Source organism: Parabacteroides sp., assembly GCF_977054455.1.
This window is the reverse complement of the sequence record NZ_CDRTCT010000037.1, coordinates 25,330-42,710: the sequence shown is the minus strand read 5'-3', so window position 1 is coordinate 42,710 and position 17,381 is coordinate 25,330. Positions and strand designations below refer to the sequence as shown.

The 17,381-nt window shown below is 43.9% G+C and carries 18 protein-coding genes and 1 pseudogene; 4 read left to right on the top strand and 15 right to left on the bottom strand.

The genetic code is table 11. From position 1 onward, the window contains the following. Positions 1-120: 120 nt before the first annotated feature. From ACW6QF_RS16660 to ACW6QF_RS16640, 5 genes are all read right to left on the bottom strand, one after another. The gene (locus ACW6QF_RS16660; RefSeq protein WP_456088633.1) at positions 121-675 is read right to left on the bottom strand and encodes an RteC domain-containing protein; all 555 of its coding nucleotides are present in this window, start codon (positions 673-675) and stop codon (positions 121-123) included. A gap of 479 nt (positions 676-1,154) precedes the next feature. Further along, positions 1,155-2,414: a sigma-54-dependent transcriptional regulator gene (locus tag ACW6QF_RS16655; protein ID WP_456088632.1), complete on the bottom strand. Its 1,260-nt coding sequence runs from the start codon at positions 2,412-2,414 to the stop codon at positions 1,155-1,157. A gap of 112 nt (positions 2,415-2,526) precedes the next feature. Next, entirely contained in the window at positions 2,527-3,009 is a 483-nt protein-coding gene (locus tag ACW6QF_RS16650; protein ID WP_456088631.1) for a hypothetical protein, read from the bottom strand. A gap of 41 nt (positions 3,010-3,050) precedes the next feature. Next, complete coding sequence (locus ACW6QF_RS16645) at positions 3,051-3,761, bottom strand: hypothetical protein (protein WP_456088637.1); 711 nt, start codon at positions 3,759-3,761, stop codon at positions 3,051-3,053. Between the two features lie 85 nt (positions 3,762-3,846). Beyond that, positions 3,847-4,440: a TetR/AcrR family transcriptional regulator gene (locus ACW6QF_RS16640; protein WP_456088630.1), complete on the bottom strand. Its 594-nt coding sequence runs from the start codon at positions 4,438-4,440 to the stop codon at positions 3,847-3,849. 484 nt (positions 4,441-4,924) lie between these two features. Here ACW6QF_RS16640 and ACW6QF_RS16635 point away from each other — a divergent pair. Then, a pseudogene (locus tag ACW6QF_RS16635) lies at positions 4,925-5,218 on the top strand (conjugal transfer protein TraG); the annotation flags it as partial. Between the two features lie 94 nt (positions 5,219-5,312). On the opposite strand, the gene ACW6QF_RS16630 reads toward ACW6QF_RS16635, so the two are convergent. From ACW6QF_RS16630 to ACW6QF_RS16620, 3 genes are read right to left on the bottom strand one after another with little or no spacing between them, the layout of a single operon-like run. Continuing rightward, the gene (locus tag ACW6QF_RS16630; RefSeq protein ID WP_456088629.1) at positions 5,313-5,840 is read right to left on the bottom strand and encodes a hypothetical protein; all 528 of its coding nucleotides are present in this window, start codon (positions 5,838-5,840) and stop codon (positions 5,313-5,315) included. Beyond that, positions 5,819-6,532: a hypothetical protein gene (locus ACW6QF_RS16625; protein WP_456088628.1), complete on the bottom strand. Its 714-nt coding sequence runs from the start codon at positions 6,530-6,532 to the stop codon at positions 5,819-5,821. The genes ACW6QF_RS16630 and ACW6QF_RS16625 overlap by 22 nt, the downstream gene beginning before the upstream one ends. Then, on the bottom strand, positions 6,525-7,235 hold the full coding sequence (locus ACW6QF_RS16620) for a hypothetical protein (RefSeq protein WP_456088627.1): 711 nt from the start codon (positions 7,233-7,235) through the stop codon (positions 6,525-6,527). The genes ACW6QF_RS16625 and ACW6QF_RS16620 overlap by 8 nt, the downstream gene beginning before the upstream one ends. A gap of 262 nt (positions 7,236-7,497) precedes the next feature. On the opposite strand from ACW6QF_RS16620, the gene ACW6QF_RS16615 reads away from it, so the two are divergent. The 3 genes from ACW6QF_RS16615 to ACW6QF_RS16605 are packed head-to-tail and all read left to right on the top strand — an operon-like array spanning position 7,498 to position 11,104. Next, positions 7,498-8,820, top strand: a complete 1,323-nt coding sequence (locus ACW6QF_RS16615; protein ID WP_456088626.1) for a DUF4099 domain-containing protein — start codon at positions 7,498-7,500, stop codon at positions 8,818-8,820. A gap of 5 nt (positions 8,821-8,825) precedes the next feature. Further along, positions 8,826-9,020 carry a hypothetical protein gene (locus ACW6QF_RS16610; RefSeq protein ID WP_456088625.1) on the top strand — a complete coding sequence of 65 codons (195 nt, stop codon included), beginning with the start codon at positions 8,826-8,828 and terminating at the stop codon, positions 9,018-9,020. After that, entirely contained in the window at positions 9,017-11,104 is a 2,088-nt protein-coding gene (locus ACW6QF_RS16605) for a DNA topoisomerase 3 (RefSeq protein WP_456088624.1), read from the top strand. The genes ACW6QF_RS16610 and ACW6QF_RS16605 overlap by 4 nt, the downstream gene beginning before the upstream one ends. 96 nt (positions 11,105-11,200) lie before the next feature. Here ACW6QF_RS16605 and ACW6QF_RS16600 read toward each other — a convergent pair whose 3' ends face one another. From ACW6QF_RS16600 to ACW6QF_RS16570, 7 genes are all read right to left on the bottom strand, one after another. Further along, positions 11,201-11,719, bottom strand: a complete 519-nt coding sequence (locus tag ACW6QF_RS16600; protein WP_456088623.1) for a dihydrofolate reductase family protein — start codon at positions 11,717-11,719, stop codon at positions 11,201-11,203. 400 nt (positions 11,720-12,119) lie between these two features. Next, on the bottom strand, positions 12,120-12,398 hold the full coding sequence (locus ACW6QF_RS16595; protein ID WP_135952764.1) for a helix-turn-helix domain-containing protein: 279 nt from the start codon (positions 12,396-12,398) through the stop codon (positions 12,120-12,122). Between the two features lie 12 nt (positions 12,399-12,410). Continuing rightward, entirely contained in the window at positions 12,411-14,456 is a 2,046-nt protein-coding gene (locus tag ACW6QF_RS16590) for an AAA family ATPase (protein WP_456088622.1), read from the bottom strand. Further along, a complete protein-coding gene (locus tag ACW6QF_RS16585) occupies positions 14,419-14,778 on the bottom strand; it encodes a helix-turn-helix domain-containing protein (protein ID WP_004325475.1) in 360 nt (119 codons plus the stop codon). The genes ACW6QF_RS16590 and ACW6QF_RS16585 overlap by 38 nt, the downstream gene beginning before the upstream one ends. A gap of 216 nt (positions 14,779-14,994) precedes the next feature. Next, the gene (locus ACW6QF_RS16580) at positions 14,995-15,840 is read right to left on the bottom strand and encodes an RteC domain-containing protein (protein ID WP_413643050.1); all 846 of its coding nucleotides are present in this window, start codon (positions 15,838-15,840) and stop codon (positions 14,995-14,997) included. Between the two features lie 8 nt (positions 15,841-15,848). Continuing rightward, complete coding sequence (locus tag ACW6QF_RS16575; protein WP_456088621.1) at positions 15,849-16,484, bottom strand: CatB-related O-acetyltransferase; 636 nt, start codon at positions 16,482-16,484, stop codon at positions 15,849-15,851. 252 nt (positions 16,485-16,736) lie between these two features. Then, positions 16,737-17,357: a CatA-like O-acetyltransferase, family 2 gene (locus ACW6QF_RS16570; protein ID WP_456088620.1), complete on the bottom strand. Its 621-nt coding sequence runs from the start codon at positions 17,355-17,357 to the stop codon at positions 16,737-16,739. Positions 17,358-17,381 lie beyond the last annotated feature (24 nt).

The window sequence follows — 17,381 nt, the reverse complement described above, 5'->3', positions numbered from 1 at the left end:
GTGAAAGAAACACAAAAAATGTTGAAATCCAATGAAAAATAACTATATTTGAACCGTCTAATCAGACGCACTTAGTGGTATACTTTTCAATTACTAAGTGGAGTACTTTTCAGTTATTATCTACATTTCGGTGAGAGTGTCGATGAAATATGTGCGGCTGTTTCGGCCTCGGACACGAATCTCGCTGTATTTCTTGTAGATGTAGTTGTCGCTCATATCGACATGGAACAGTCTGGCGAGCTTGGTCACAATCTCCCTCACGGAGATATTATCGCCGAAGCATTTGGCGACCTTGAAGGCATAGCCCAATTCAACAAGAGCCACCTTCTTTTCAGTCCATTTTAAGTTGATGCCGTCAATGATGTTTTCCTCGGTGACAGCGTGTGCCGACAGTTCCTTGTAGTGGGTAATCGTGTGCCTTACGAAGTTCAAGGCTTTGGTGATGAACGATGTGAGGGTGTTGTTGACCTCTTGGCGTTGTGCCGAGGTTTGCAGGTGGCTGATTTCCACCTCCACATAGAGCAATGCGGTGATGACGCATCCCTTGTGTGTTTCCTTGTTGCACAACTCGCTGACCTGTAACACAAAGTCCTTGTAGGCTATGTGCAGGTTGTCGTTCTTTCCTTCTGTCAGCTTTCGGAAGAACTCGGTCTCGGTAAGTGAAAATACATCCATTTATCGGGGCTGTTTTTAGTGTTATACATTACGTTTAGAATTTTCGCAATGATAAACCGTGCCGCATCGGAAATGGATTGGAGAATAAAATGTTAATTCGGAAGTCGTGTGCTTTCAGCGGGTTATAATCTTAAAGGCTTTTCGGATTTCAGGAGTGTTAAAGCCGATATTTTTTGAACCTTGTCAGTGTGTTCAACATTTGTCAGAGTTATGGGCAGCAAAAAAGCGCACATCCACCATACTCTCTGAGCCTCTGGACTGGCTTTACCAAAATAGGCGGATGTACGCTATGCAATCGCATAGCGCAAGCACCGACCTATAGCTTTTGGTAATGAAAATTGTCCAGATCTTCAGATAAGGCTATAAGCGTCTTACGTTATGTTATCAGTTCGATGCGGTTGGCTCTCCAACCGCCATTTATTTCTAAATTCGCCACAAAGTTAATCATTTTCGGCGAATTAACAGGCGTTCACACGTCCTTATTGTTTCAGTCCGTACTGCTTGACCTTGTAGGTCATTGTGGAACGACCGATGCCCAACAGTTTGGCTGCTTGGGTCAGATTACCGTCGGTCTGCGTCAATGCGTCGGCTATCATCTGTCTCTCGGTGTTCGGGTTACGGAGTCTCAGGCTGTCCCTTGTTTCGGGCGACGAGTGGCTTATCGGCAAATCCGTGGCGGTGATAACGTCTCCATCGACATTATCTGCGGCGAGAAGAATGACATTCCTCAACTCACGGATATTGCCCGGCCATATATGCACCTTCAACGCTTTCACAGCCGATGCATCAAGACGTTTGACCTGTCCTTTGTTCCCGTCAGCGTGACAGTAGAGGAAGAACTCGGCAATCGGCACGATGTCCCCGGATGTTTTTCTCAATGGAGGCACGGTAATATCGACCTCCCTCAGATGAAAGAACAGCGTCGGTCGGAAAGTCTTTTCGGTGACCATCTCCAACAGTTCCGGCTCTGCGGTGCATATAACCCTCACATCGGGATGTTCCGTTGATAGGATATGCAGGAACACCGATTGCTTGTCGAAATTCAATAGGTGGATGTTCTTGATGATGATTGTGCCTCCGGCGGCATTATTGAAGTAGCCCTTGATGCGGTTATACATCTCGCTGTTCCCCGATGCCGGGTCATGTTTCCCGACAAGAGCAGCACCCCCGGCCTCAAGTACCGTCAAAGGTTTGTCGGTACGGTTGCTACGGCGGTAAATCTCCCGTGCTATGTGTTCCTTGCCCATGCCGCTCTCGCCGAAGATTATGACATTGGCTTTGGATGCGGCGATGCGGCTTACCTCACGCTCAATTGCCCTGAACTCATCACTTGGTCGTGGAATCAGAGCGTCCCCGGTCAATCCCACCGAATCAGCAGGTCGTACATATTTCCCCACCGTTTCAGTCAGTTGCTTGTCAAGGGCTGGACGCTGGACAACGGCGACAGCACCGTGATCCTGCATCACCTCGATTGCGTCAAGACCGTTAAGGTTATCCACTACGGCTATCACGGGGAATCGGTATCCCTCCGCTTTAAGCCACTTTATCAACTCTCGTGCCGTGCCACGGTGGAACCTCATCGCCGTGACAACGACAGCTCCGAGTGGCAGTTTCGCCACTTCCTTCTTTCCGATGTCCATATTCTCTGCCACTATCGGCTCATATCCTGCTTTCGTAAGCAAGCCTGACATGAACCTTGTGTCAGAAGAATTGGCATCCAAAATCAAAACTCTGTTCATTGCGAAAATGGTTTTAATTCGGTTAATTAATATTTTTTGCCATATATAAAAATGAAGAAAACAATTTGCCTTCTTCATTCCTATATTGTATGATTAATTGCTCCAAGTGGTATTATTGGAATATCACTCCAAAACTTATGTTAAATGTGTTATGCGATAGTTTTTCATTGAACTCCTTGTGAAAAAATCCATCTTCATGGGTTTTCAATCTTTCAAGTTTTTGCAACGAATATCCAAGAGATAGGAATATTTTTAGTCTGTATTTCAGAGAATATTCCACTCCGACATTTGGGTTGAGATGTACTCCTCCATTTGATTGCCTACATAAAGCAAAACCATAACCACCTTGAATTTGAATGTATGGTGTAATTTTCCGAGGACGAATTATTCGAAATTTCAAATCGCCATATAAGGGAAGCATGAGTTTCTCATATGTAAGTAAACCAGTTCCAATTCCAGCCTCAAACCGATTGTTAAACCCGTACCGAACTCCGATTTTCCATTCAAAGGGATTTTGGATAGGTTGGGAGAAATCCATTCCACATCCGATTGATGTTGAATAATTTAATTTCTCCGTTATCTCTGCTTTTGTCACAAGGCACGACAAAAATAGAATCATGAATATCATTACGGTTCTCATTGTATCTCTACTGTTATTCGTTTCACGATATGCAATGCTGTGGTGAGTGATGAAATGTCAGTATCTATGTTGCCATCACTGCCATCCGGACTGCTATGGCCTATAAGTTCAGCCTCAAATATATGGTTGTTACTTGTCAAGTCAACTATTGCAGCGTATATTACCGCTGGTTGTCCGCTCCCTTCTTTCCCTCCTGAATAGTTGGCATCTCCTTCTTTTGCTGATTTGGGCCAATTGTCATTAAAGTCGGTCGAATGGTTCACTTCAACTTTCAAGACAAATTTTTTCAGCCCTCCGTATGGAGTCATTTTCACATCAAATCCACTACGGGGTGTTGCGCCGGATATTCCATCGGCCACAGGTTCTTCCTTAGTCGGCAGATATAATCCGTCGCTATATTTTATTCCATGCTGGTGACACCAGTGCGGCAATGCCTCCTTGCGTCGGTTTCCTCCTGCTGCCTGCCAAGATTGTGTGGCAATCTTATGCGACACATAAATTGTGGAGAGATACTTTCCCTCCATATCTTCCACCCAAATGGCAATCTGAGGCGGATTCTTTTTCTTGATACCCATGAACAACGGAAAATCATGCAGATATTCCTCTCCGGGTTCAATGGCTACTTTAAGGTCGTTTGAGCGGTATTCAACCATTTCTTCGTTGCATGAAGAAAGGCACAGTAGCCACGACAAAAATAATACTATCATAAATCTCTTCATTTGTTGTTCTCTTTTATGTTACCCATAGGTAACAATACCTATATAATGAATTCTGTTTTTAGTGTCCTTTAAATTAACCTATATACTTGTTCACGATTTCTTCTATACTGTGCAAAATTGTTTCCCAGCCTTTGTCAGAATTGATAGCTATTCCGTTATATATGTCACAACAGTCAGACAACAAGACCAGATATGTTATGGAGGCTGATATTAAAGATGCCATAGGAGCAATCTCATTTTCCGGTTTCCCGGATAGACCGCTAACAATCCGTATAAGCTCAGTTCCTCTCTCTTCCCTTTTCTCTCGAATTCTTACTATCATATCATTATGTGCAGTCAATTCCCACCTCAGCAGCCTACGCATGATGATGTTTGACCTAAGCTGTTCCACTTGGGATTGGTATATGCCGATAACAAAAGGGATTACCTCTTCTTTATTGGAAGGGACTTCCAAATCAATGTTCAGCCAATAATCATTCCGTTTGATATAGGCGGCAAGCAATCCGTCAAGGGAGTCAAAGTATCTATATATAAGCATTTTAGACAACCCTGATTCGGCTGCGACTGCATTAACACCAACTTTCTCAAAGCCATTGGCAGCTATAATCCGCCCGACAGCCTCAAGTATTTTCTTTTCGGTTTCCTCTCTGTTTCGTTCAAGAACCATGATACGATATGTTACTTTACGGTCACAAAATTACGTTACTTTTTGGTAACAACCAAATTTTCGGGTGAAAATCTTATAGGAATCGATGAGAAATAGGCTATTGCTGGGTTGGCTGCCACTTCAATTGATGGGATAATGCGAAAGTATAGTATAGCCCTATGATATATAGCCATAACTATCTATACTATTATTTAAACCCTCAAATATCATCGCTGGGGAAAAGAGAAAGACTTTGAATTGTTAACCGTCACAACCAACGCTAACCCTTTCTCTTTTCCCCAGCCATTTATTATATCAGAATCGGCCGAGCAAACCTCCAAAATCGGGAGAAACAACGAAAACCAACCCAATTAAAAATTCCAAACAGCTGTAAAAATTCCATAAATCAGTTGTATGCGTTTTCCTATAATCTCTCATTGCGTACACCTTTCGTACACATTGCAAAATGTAACTAATTGAATATCAGTAGTTATTGCACAATATCCTAATTCAAGGTATGTTCGTGGGTGCTGTGGCGGACAACTTCGATGAACGGATAGAGCAGAAGATTTTCCACTGTGAAATCGTGGTGGACAATGAAAAGGTGAAGCGGGAAACCGCCCGTTACGTGAAGTTGCCGCAGATAATCGACTTCACCGACAAGGACGGCAACGACCGGATGCAGGAGGAGATACAAGCCAACTATGACCACATCCGTCAGGAAATCCGGCAGATTGTCGAGGACGAGATAACTCGGATAAAGAACGACCCGAAGCTATGCCATTTGATTAGGGAATAAATCAAATGCAGATTAGTGAAAAATCAAAGTGAACAGTTGGCAAATAAATGCTAATCGTTCACTTTCCTATATTTGATATATACATCTTTTTTATTTAAGATATTACACCATAAGTGCTTTCCATTTTTGATAAGACTTTTTTCCAGTCTCCTCCCCTTGATTTTATTTCATCTATAGTTAGCGTTCCTGCTTTTACTGATTTATAAAGAATGTTTTCCAAGTCTAAAACATTATAATATTTGAATTTCTTACAATCAATCAATATATGTTCCTTTATATATTCTGCTAAAAAACCTTGTTGCCAAAATGTTTCAACAATAAAATTAGTATGTGCACTATTAATTAACGAATAATATGAATTACCAGCCAACTTATTGAATTGCATTTCCCAACCGTATTGACTACTTATTTCATTAATATCCAATAATGCAATATACATTTCTTCTATTTTAGACCTTGACATTGCTAAAGCTAAAGCAATATCATCCATATTGCTTAAATCATCTTGAACTTCCCACACAGATAAATCATGATTATCTGTTCCTAATTCTGATATAGCATCTGCATCTAATAATGGTTTTATAAACCACGGAGTTTCACTTATCTTTCTAGCATAGAGCATCTTTCTTTCAAAGATTTAATTAAAGAATTATATTTAATTAAAAGCCATGGTTCTTTGGGAGCATTGAATTTAAGCAACATATTTAAACTGGCTTTATTACCCCAATGTCCAAATAAATTAAACACAGCAGATATAACTCTTATGGATTTAACATTATAAGCTACCATAGCCATAGCTTGTGAATATGGATATAAATTTTCATAGCTATAATCACCTAACATTATTAAAATCTTAACCATAAGATTCTCATTTAGAGACTCATCTTCTAATGCACTGATAAAGTACTCCTGTAGTAAAGTTAAAGTCGCATCATGATTTATTGCTAAAAGATTTGACATAAGAATTGTGGCATCATTATCTTCTCCACTTTCAAATATTGTAGAGTTTATAACAGATAAAAATTTAACTTTATATTCTTTTTTAAATTTGTCTGTTGATTCGTAGGTTGATTTTAATACATTCGGAATAGAATTATTCGATTCTTCACAAAATATATCCTCATTTATAAAATAGCTATCTGTTTTTTTTAGTTCCTCCTCATTATCTATTATCCAAAAAAAAGGCATATGCTTCTCACTAGAAAGCACATTCAAAAAGGTATTTTCTTCTAATTTTGGGAACTTTATATCGCCAATAACATCTATTAAATCAATTTTTTGACTAAAAAAATTGATATCTTGAAAATTATTCATTTGCAAGGAGTGTTGAATAGTATTCTTGTTCTTTTTGTATTTTGTCAGCTGAATATTGCCAAAAATCACTTTCTAAATTTTTGATTAAATTCACATCAGTTCCTACCAACGTATTTATATCAACATCCAAAATAACCACATCTGCAGATGCTTTTGTTTCTATTTGTGCTATATTTCTCGATATGGTACTTACATTATTTATCGTTATTTTATTATCTGTCCCCAATTCACTCCGTAACACTTTACGTAATTGCCATTCTACAGGATATTCATCTTTGTTTTGGGTAATTTTTATATATGAGTTATGCAATGCCTTTAAATCCATATTAAATAAAAAAGTAGAGCACAGCGCTAAACGAGTTATTGGTCCCGTATAAACTTGTTTGATTGCACTTATCGTTTCATGAAGTTTCTCTAAAAAAGATTTAAAATCTTGTCCTTTTTGGTTAGAGAAAATATCAAATCTATCTGGTCCTGTTGTTACTTTGAATGAATCATCTATTAATTTCATCTCAATAGAAACAACCGTTTCTTGAATAACACCTTGTGGAGTGATTTTCAAAGCAAGTCCCTTATTTACGGATGGCAATAATTTTAAATCCGAAAAGGCACTTATATATTTTTGCAAATTGTCTTCTGTTATTGCTTCTATTGGTGGAACTACAAAAAGAGTAGCACGCCGATTTAATATACTTACTTCCATATTCCTATTATTTTTCTTTCAAAAATAGAAAAAATAATTGAGAATAGATATTAGGTATACTTTTTTTGAGGATATTTATGGTTTTTGTTTTAACACAAATGCGTAAACCATGTCAATATTGCATAATTAAAGAGTAATTTCAGACAAATCAGGACACCACTGGACAAATTCGGACAGTCCTTGCTGCCCGTCCAAATATAGCATATTTAGTCGCTACCTTTGGGCGGGACTATTCCTATAACCACTAAAATTCCAATTATTTATGGCAAACAGAATGACCCTGCCCGCAGAGGGGCAGGAAAAAGACGTGCTGCTGGTCTTGGATAAACAGCAGGGAAAAGTCAGTGTCGTTAAAGGTATCGACAAGGACGGCAATTTGCAGACCGTGCCACCCAATACCGGACACGGCGGCGAGTTCATGCAGGTGGACAAGAACAGCGATGTGTTCAGCAACTTCATTTCCAATTTCTTCCGCAAGTATCAGGACACTTCTGGGCTGGAACTGTTCAGCGTCAAGGCTTCCGAAGCGGAACGGGAAGCAAAGGCAATCGAGGACAACCACCGCAATCCCACGCTGGGGGGCAACAATCGGGTTGAAATGTTACGAGTTCCGAAGCCCGACTTCCACGAGTTCAAGCAGGGCTACCGCTTCGACCCGGCAAAAATCGACTGGGAGAACCTGAAAAAAGTCGGCATCACCGCCGACACACTGAAAAACACGAAGGACTTCGACCGGGTGATGCGTGGCTACAAGTCCCGCAACACCTACACCGTTTCGGGAACGGTGGGCGGCTTCTACCTCAAACCTACCGATGTCAAGCTCTCTTTCTATCAGGCAAAGGACGGCACGGTAGTACCCAAGCTGCACGGCGTGCAGCAGGACGAGAAACTGTTGCAACGCCCGTTCCATGAACACGGGTTCACCAAGCAGGAACAGGGTAACTTGCAAGGCACTGGCAACTTGGGCGGCATCGCTGAAATCAAAGACCCGAAAAGCGGCGAGCAAATCCCCGTGTTCGTCAGCCGGGACAGGTACACGCACGAACTGGAGTATATGCGGGCTGACAAGTGGAAATGCCCCGACACCATTTGCGGCGTGAAAGTCAGCCCGGAACAGAAAGCCGCCTTTGAAGGCGGGCAAGCGGTGAAAATGGAAAACCTGCAATTCAGGGACGGCACGAAGCGCAGTGCCTATTTGCAGGTCAGTGCGGTGGAGCGTGGCTTGGAGTTCCTGCCGAGGTCTGCCGTCCAGTTCTTGCAGCAGGGACAACAGCCCATAGAGCAGCAGGTAGCCGGGTTAAAGGACGGCAAGGGCATTGAGTTCAACGGTCATGTGCAGCCCGGCGCACTGGGCAAATCCCCCGACAAGGTACAGCCGAAAGACGTTACCCCCGCCGCCGAGAGCCGGACGCAGGTAGCAGTCAATTCCGAGGGCAAAACCAATGAAGCCACCAAACAGGGCAAAGAACCGTTGAAACAGGGTCAGGACAAGCCCGCCGCCAAGCAGAAAGAGAAGCAGGATAAGGCGCAGGACAAGAGCCTGAAAGCTGACAAACCCAAGAAGTCCAAAGGAATGAAATTATAAAGGGTATGCAGCTAATCTATATTATAGCTATTCCGCTTGTCATCCTGATTTTCTTCACAGTCCTTTCTTTAAAAACTGACTGGAAAGAAATAGACAGGCACAACCGCCAGTATTACGTAGGCGGTTACCATATTTATTATGACCGTAAAATTTTACGGAAAATCAAGTCAGTAACAAACCATAAAAAAGAAACAACATGATTGCATTGATAGCAGAGAAGCCCAGCGTGGCAAAAGACATCGCCCGCATCATCGGGGCGACCGGGCGTAATGACGGTTATCTTTCCGGCAACGGGTATATGGTGACATGGGCGTTCGGTCACTTAATCCAGCTTGCCATGCCGGAAGCCTACGGCGTGGCGAACTTCCGCAGGGAGAGCCTGCCCATACTGCCGCCCGATTTCCAACTAATCCCCCGTCAGGTGAAAGCCGAGAAAGGCTACAAGTCAGACCCCGGCGTGCTGAAACAGTTGAAAGTGATAAAGGAAGTGTTCGACCAATGCGACAGGATTATTGTCGCAACCGATGCAGGGCGAGAGGGTGAGCTAATCTTCCGCTATATCTTCCATTACCTGAACTGCCGGAAACCTTTCGTGCGCCTGTGGATAAGCAGCCTTACCGATAAGGCAATCCGTGAGGGGCTGGATAACTTGCAGCCGGGAGAGCGTTACGATAACCTCTACCTCTCTGCCAAGTCCCGCAGCGAAGCGGACTGGCTGGTAGGGATAAACGCCACCCAAGCGTTGAGCGTAGCCGCCGGGCAGGGCGTGTTCTCGCTGGGCAGGGTGCAGACACCCACGCTCGTGATGATATGCAGCCGCTATTTGGAGAACAAGAATTTTGTACCCGCCAAGTTTTGGCAACTCAAAGTGGCGACCGCCAGCGGAGGAATAGTTTTCACCGTCCAATCCACTGCCAAGTGGGAGCAACAGCCCGAAGCGATAGCCGCCCTGCAACGGGTAAAGGATGCCGGGCGGCTTTCCGTGAAATCCGTCGAGAGGAAAGAAGCCAGCCAAGAACCGCCGCTTTTGTACGACCTTACCACGCTGCAAAAGGAAGCGAACACGAAGCTGAACTTTTCGGCTGACAAGACGCTTTCCATAGCGCAAAGCCTGTATGAAAAGAAAGTGATGTCCTACCCGAGAACCGGAAGCCGCTATATATCGGAGGACGTTTTCGATGAAATGCCGGAGCGCATCGCCCTGTTAGGGCAATACCCCCGCTTTGCCGGGTATGCCGCCGGGCTGGACGGTGCAACACTGAACCGCCGCAGCGTAAACGACAGCAAAGTGACCGACCACCATGCCTTAATCATTACCGAGAACCTGCCCGGCGAACTAACCAAAGACGAGCGGGCGGTTTACGAGCTGGTAGCCGGGCGTATGCTGGAAGCCTTTTCGGGCAAGTGCGTGAAAGACGTTACCACCGCCATATTGTCGGCTGGAGATACCGACTTCACGGTAAAAGGGTCTGTGATGAAAGTAGCAGGCTGGCGTGCCGTGTTCGGCGAACAGGAAACGGGCGGGGATGAAGAAGCCGCCAGCCTGCCGCCGCTTCAAGAGGGCGAAAGCCTGCCGATTTCCAACGTGGAACTGTTGGAGAAGCAGACCAAGCCGAAACCGCTGCACACGGAAAGCAGCCTGCTTGCGGCAATGGAGAACGCCGGAAAGGAACTGGAAGATGCCGAACTGAAAGCCAGCCTGAAAGATGCCGGGATAGGCACACCCGCCACCCGTGCGGCGATTATAGAAACGCTGTTCGCCCGCCAATATATCGTGCGTGAGAAGAAGAACCTTGTTCCCACCGACAAGGGGCTTGCCGTTTACAAGATTGTCAAGGACAAAAAGATTGCCGATGTCGAAATGACGGGCATGTGGGAAACCGCCCTTGCCAAGATAGAAGCGGGAAGCATGGATGCCGACACGTTCCGAAAAGGTATCGAGGTGTACGCCGCCCAAATCACGGCGGAACTGCTTGCGGTACAGTTATCTGTTGCGGGCGGTGAAACCTGTTCCTGCCCCAAATGCAATAACGGGCGCATCCTGTTCTACCCGAAAGTGGCGAAGTGTTCCAACGTGGACTGCACGCTTACCATATTCCGCAACAAGTGCGACAAGCAGCTTTCCGACAAGCAGATTGTCGAACTGGTGACGAAACGCAAGACCGGGCTAATCAAGGGCTTCAAGGGCAAGAACGGCAAGGCTTTCGATGCTTCGCTTGTGCTGGACGAACAGTTCAATGTCGGTTTTTCATTCCCCGAAAAGAAAGCGAAACCGAAGAAATAGCCTATCTTTGCCGCTGGAATTTCATTGTGATAGGTTTTGCCACTTATGATAATTGAAATTTTAGTGGTTGCGCCCGGCGGGAACCGGGCGCATTTTTTATACGCTCCCGCCAAACAGGTAGGTCGAACAGACCACCCCGTTATCCAGCACCCTGCTTTCCGAGAGCTTCCACAGCGAGCCGGATGTTTCCCCGATAAAGCCGATGCCTTTGCCCGCCATGACCGGGACGGTGTATATTGTCAGGCTGTCCAGCAGTCCGGCTTTAATCAATGAAGTAAGCAGCTTGCCGCCGCCTACCACCAGCATGTCGGTTTCCTGTTTCAGTTCATAAATCCTTTGCAGCGGTTCTTCTGTCAGGAACTCCACGCCGCAGTCCGGCGTTACGTTGGTGTCATAGTGTGATACTACAAAAGACCGTTTGCTTTTGTGCGGCCACCCGCCCCAGTGTTCAAAGATGTAGTTGTAAGTGTTCGCCCCCATAAGCAGGCAATCTGCATCCAAATAGTATTTGCCAACGATAGTTTTTACTTCATCGGGTAACCAATCCAGTTCCTTATTTAAGGTGGCTGTATGTCCGTCAAGAGATACGGCGATATGCGCTTTAATTTGTTTCATCCTATCAGGTATTAAACAGTTTGTAATTCATTCTTAACTGTCCGCCAGTACCTAAAAAAGAAGCGTGGTTCTTACACTGCTTCGATACGTGGTACTGGCAATACCTTTTGAGGAAACAGGCAAGACCACGCTATGCGATTGCATAACGTATCCTGCACTGAATATCCCCTCAATTTGAAAATTTGCCAGTTTTCGTATCAGGACGTTCAGCGGAACGCTTATGTTTGTTATATATAAAGACGAAATCACAGCCGAAACTGTTCAACCGCCGTTATTCTCTTATGTTACTTTTGCAAAAGTAGCGAAAATCACCGGAATAACCTTATAAATAAATGAAATCCTGCCTTATTATCATAACAAGACAGGATTCAAGAAGAAAATATATGATATTGATTATCACTCAATCCATGCGTTCACGGATTAACTTGTGTATGTCACTTGCACGGTAGAAATATTTCCCGTCTAACGTCAAGTAAGGCAGTATTCCTTTCTTCCGGTAACGTTGCAAGGTTTTGGTACTCACTTTCAGCATAAAGCACAAATCCTGATTGTCAAGGAGTTTTTCACCGTTCAGAAAATTGTGACCGCTTAAAAGACGGTCTATCTTTTTGTCCTGCATATCGAGCCTATCCATAATACGCTCCATCCAAACCACGAAATTTTCTTTATCTATATACATAAGGCTACCGGATTAAATAAGACCTATCATAAAATAGCTTTGGTTCACCGGGTCTTTAATGATAATCTCCCGTTCACGCATAAAGCGAATATAACTTTTTGCGGTGCGTTCCTTAACATCCAAGACCTGCTGCAACTGTTCGCAAAGGTCTATATAAGTGATGTGTGTCTGTCGCCCGAAAATGTCACGGGCAACGCCTACCAGTTCCCTTTCCTTGCGCTTCTCCTTTTCCTCACGGGGCTTCTCGCCCTTGTACACGTGCATCCCGGCTTCCTTGTCCCATGCAAAGAGCATCAGCGGCACGTCCAGCGGGCTTCCGTCCCTTACTTTCAGTGCTTTTACCACTGACTGGGCGGGTTCATCGTCTTTCTCTATCGACAGAATAGTAGCCGCCTTGCGCTGCAACTCACTACCTAAATGTCCCCGCAGCTTCAAACCGTTCGGTACAAAGTGCAGCACACAAAGAATACAGGTGTTGTAGATACCCGCCAACCGATAAAGTTCATCTATTACCGCCACGCTTTCCGCTTCATCGTTGGCACTCTTAACAAGGTCGGCGATGCCGTCAATGACGACCAACTGGATGCCGCCATACTGGTAGTAGAATTTATCCATGCTCTGCACAATGGCGTTCAGGCGTTCTTTGCGTGACATCCCCGTCAGGCAAAACGCTTTCAGTTCATCGGGTTTGTCCGGCTGTTTGGCACGTGCCAGCAGGTTGCTTACATTCTTGAACAGTTGCACTTCCGACTGCTCGGTATCGTAAAGCAACACCGCCTTGTGCCTGCCGTTGGCGGTTATCTGTATGCCCAGCGTATCTACTTCCGCACCAGTCGGACATATACAGCCCGCCACGATTGCGGCTACATAATTGCTCTTGCCCGTTCCCTCGCCCCCGGTGATGCCGAACAAGTTGCCTTGCGTCCCTAACGGAACGTCACCCGCCGAAATAATCTCTTGTGCTTTGGCAGGCGGGTTGTTGAAATCTATCTCGCATGATTTAAGCATAATCAAAGTGTCACTATACAGGTTGTCTAAAAATTCGATAAACAGTTTCAGGAAATCTTCACGGGTGTTCCCGGCTTTGAAGTAGTCGGATATGTCCTTTTCCTCTTTCGTTCCCGGAAGCGGTAGCAGCAGGCGTTTTACTCCAAATTCTTCCAATAGTTTTTCCTGCTTGCGTGAGCTTTCCTTGCCCGTTTTATCCATATCGAAAAGCAGGATGATGTGTTTGAAACGGAATGTTAGCCGATAAACCAGCGTGGGCGGGATAGTCACCGTTTCGCTGTTGAAACAGATAGCGTGAAAACCATGCGCCGCCAGTGAAAGTACGTCTTTCTCGCCACCCGTGATAAAGAGCGTATCGCCTTTGGCGGGCAGTTGCTCCAGTCCGAAACAATAGTTTTCGCCGAAACTGCCGCCGTAGAGGAAGCGGGGTGTGGAGAACGGGCGGTACAGCTTGATGTGCTGTTTGCCCTTGTAGCCGTACATGGGTTCTGCCAACGATGAAGTGTAGGTGTACGGCTTGCCCTCTGCCGTTTCGCTGTTGTATTCCCGAAGCGAGCAGACCTTGTAACGTTCCAGCAGTTCGGGCGTGATGCCGTACTGTTGCCAGTACACTAATTCGGCAAGCGGGAACTTTTGTTCCCGGAACTGGTAGGGCTTGACTGGCTTTTCGGGCATTTCTTCGGGTTTGTCTGGCACTGCCCGGCAGACGGTTGTCGGGGGAATGGAAACCGGAGTACCGGAAGCCAGCCCCAAGCCCAAATCCCGGTCTATGATTTCCAGTATCTCAACGAAGTCAGCCGCCCTATTGCAGTCCAGCCCCTTTAACTGCCCCACGAAGAAGAAACAATCGCCGCTATAATTGTCGTTACCGAAGTCTTTCATCTTGTACATACCGCTATGGCGGTCGAAGTAGATATTACAGGATGCTTTCTTATCCTGATAAAGAGGATTAAGAAAGTGCCTGCCAATACGCCAGTCACCGGGTAAGTAATGTTTAAAAACAAGCAGACCGTTATTTGTTCTGCTTAGAATTTCTTCTTTCCTTAACATATTTCTGATGATTGGTTATCAGTTCATTTATACACTCCTTATCACGCTTAATCAGGCGTTCTTCCAACATTCGCTTTACTTCCTTAATTTTGTAAAAGTAATGCCCCTTGATGTCGGAGTAAGAAATCATTCCTGCCGCCCTTAGGCGTTGTAAAGTACGGTCACTGATTTTCAGGAACGTGCAGACTTCGTAACTATCCACCCAAATTTCATCTTCATCAGTCTTGTTTTCGTCCAAGTGATTGAAGATGTAGTCTGCTATGGCGGTAATCTTGTTGTCAAGTTCCTTATAGGCTTTTGACTCAAATGTTATAATCTCCATATTGTAACTTATTGATTTGCCGCAAAGTTCGGGAGAAGAAATAACCTAAAAGTCATGGTTATATCTATCATGGTATTACTTTTTTTCAAACTATTTTAGAGTGAAATCGGTGTGAAATCTCTGAAAAAATGCCATTTCTCAACGTACATTTCACTATAAAAAGAAAGTACCATGTTGGGGTAAACATGGTACTTCTGTTTATTGAAATACAGAGGATTATTTCATATCATCTTCATTCATCCGCTTAACAAGGCTCTCTATCAGATGATGAAGATATGCCGTCCGGTCTTTTCTCTCTTTCATGGCTATGTATGAAGCGTAATAATCCCCTAAATCAATATGAAATATCGTGCTAAGGAAATTCATTATTTCTTTTATCTCCACGTTGCCATTATTGATGTCACCCGAAGATACAAGAGAATATCCCAGTTCAATAAGATATGCCTTTTTACCTGTAAAGCGAAAAATATACTTATCCAGTTGTTGCAGGTGGTGTTCTACCTGATTAGTGTTTCCAAGTTTTACCAACCGTTGATTTAAATATATACGCAACATTTCGTTACATAATATCTTTGCGACCTTATAATCGTATTCCGTTGAAAACAACGGGTCACGGTCATATTGGAAACTGTCAAGCAATAACTGAATATCCGTTTTCTTGCGGACGAAATACAGACTATCCATATAAGTGGATTTTGACCGATAGTATTGATAAAAATCCAAATTGTCACGGAAGAAACGGGTTAATTCCTCTAATTCTTGGTTCAAATATTCTTTGATAATCTCATTGTTACCAATGGGACATTTCATTTCGATACTATAAACCTTACTAAAATACAGATATTTGTCAAGGATATTAGGCTTGATTTCCTTGAAAAAGTGAACTTCTTCCTCATTTGTTGGAAATACATAGTCTGATACAAGTTTTCTTAATTGACTGTATAGCGGAGTGATGAACTTTACCATGTGCAAAGCATCATCTGCTGTAATATCATTGTCATAATTGAGCAATTTTATTTCAGCATTTATCCGGGACAACATTTTTTCCGCTATCGTTCTCATAGCTACGGCTACCTATTGTTCATTGACACGACTTTTTCTAAATTGCCATTCATCAGATAAGGCAAAAACTCCCGTATCTTATCTACCGACCAGTCCCACCATTTCAAAGCCTGCATCTGTTCTATTATATCAGGACTGAACCGCTTTCGTATCTCCTTAGCCGGGACACCACCCACAATAGTATAGGGTGGCACATCTTTTGTCACAACCGCCCTTGTGCCAACAATAGCCCCATCACCGATATGGACACCAGCCATAATTACGGCTTCATAACCTATCCACACATCATTGCCTATCACGATGTCGCCTTTGTTGTCCCAAGCGGAAGCCACATCTGCCTTATCCAATTCCCAATCTTCATAAAACAGCGGAAACGTGTATGTCGATAGTGATTTCAGGGTATGATTGGCGCAGTTGAACAGAAACTTTGCTCCACAGGCAATAGAACAAAATTTTCCGATTATCAGCCGTTCATGGTTAATGGGATAATGATACAATACGTTGTTTTGCTCAAACAGGCGAGGGTCTGAAACAAAATCATTGTAAATGGTATAGTCGCCTACTTTTATTGACGGGTCTTTGACTACGGCATTAAGATAGACGGTCTGTGTATCTCCGGTACGAGGATATATTTTATTTATCATATAATTGTTCAATTCAATACAACACAATAAGTCATACTACTTTGAGTAGTACAACCTTTTAATAATTTCATGTTAGGGATAATGACAAAACAATAACAGGCAAACCTAAAACATAAGCCTGTCTATTGCTGAATAGCAATAACTGGAAGTGCTATTCGTTGGGCGTAGCTATATGCACAACTGCCATTTCATATTGTTGAACAACTATTTCTTTTTCTGTTAGTTCTGCAAAGATAGCGTTTTTCCCTGAACTTATATTCTCAGATTATCAATTTCTTTCTGAACCTCGTCCAAAAAGCGAGAAGCGTGCGCCCCGTCCATTTGCGTGTGGTGGAACTGGAAAGAAACGGTAAGTGTCGTTTTCAGCAGTCGGCGTTTGTATTTGCCCCAAATAAGGAACGGATTATTAAAAATGCCGCTATACATCCCGACAGCACCGTCTATTTCATATTGTGCCAATGCGGAAGTTCCGATAACCATGCTTTCCGTCAAGTCGTGATTGACGCAACTTTCAGCCACTTGTTTGGTAAGTCGCAGATAGTGTTGATTAAACACAGATAAATCATCGCAGAAAGGAATATCACACGAACTTACCTCGCCCTCTCTGTTAGCGACAATGGTGTTTACTGCAATGGTATCGTACTGCATCAGTTTACCGCCAACGGGCAGCAGATAAAATTCTTTCACGTTCCTTGCGGCTTTGCCGATGCACCAGCACATCAACATGTTAAACTTCATGCCCGATTTCCGGCTGATTTTCACAAGGCGTGACACGTTGAGTGTCTTAAAGAACGTCACCATTGGCATAGGTGCGTTCATCCACATTTCAAAGGCGTATGCCCGGCTGGTTTCTTGGGGATTTACTTCTTTCATACTTAATGCTATTTTCATTTAATG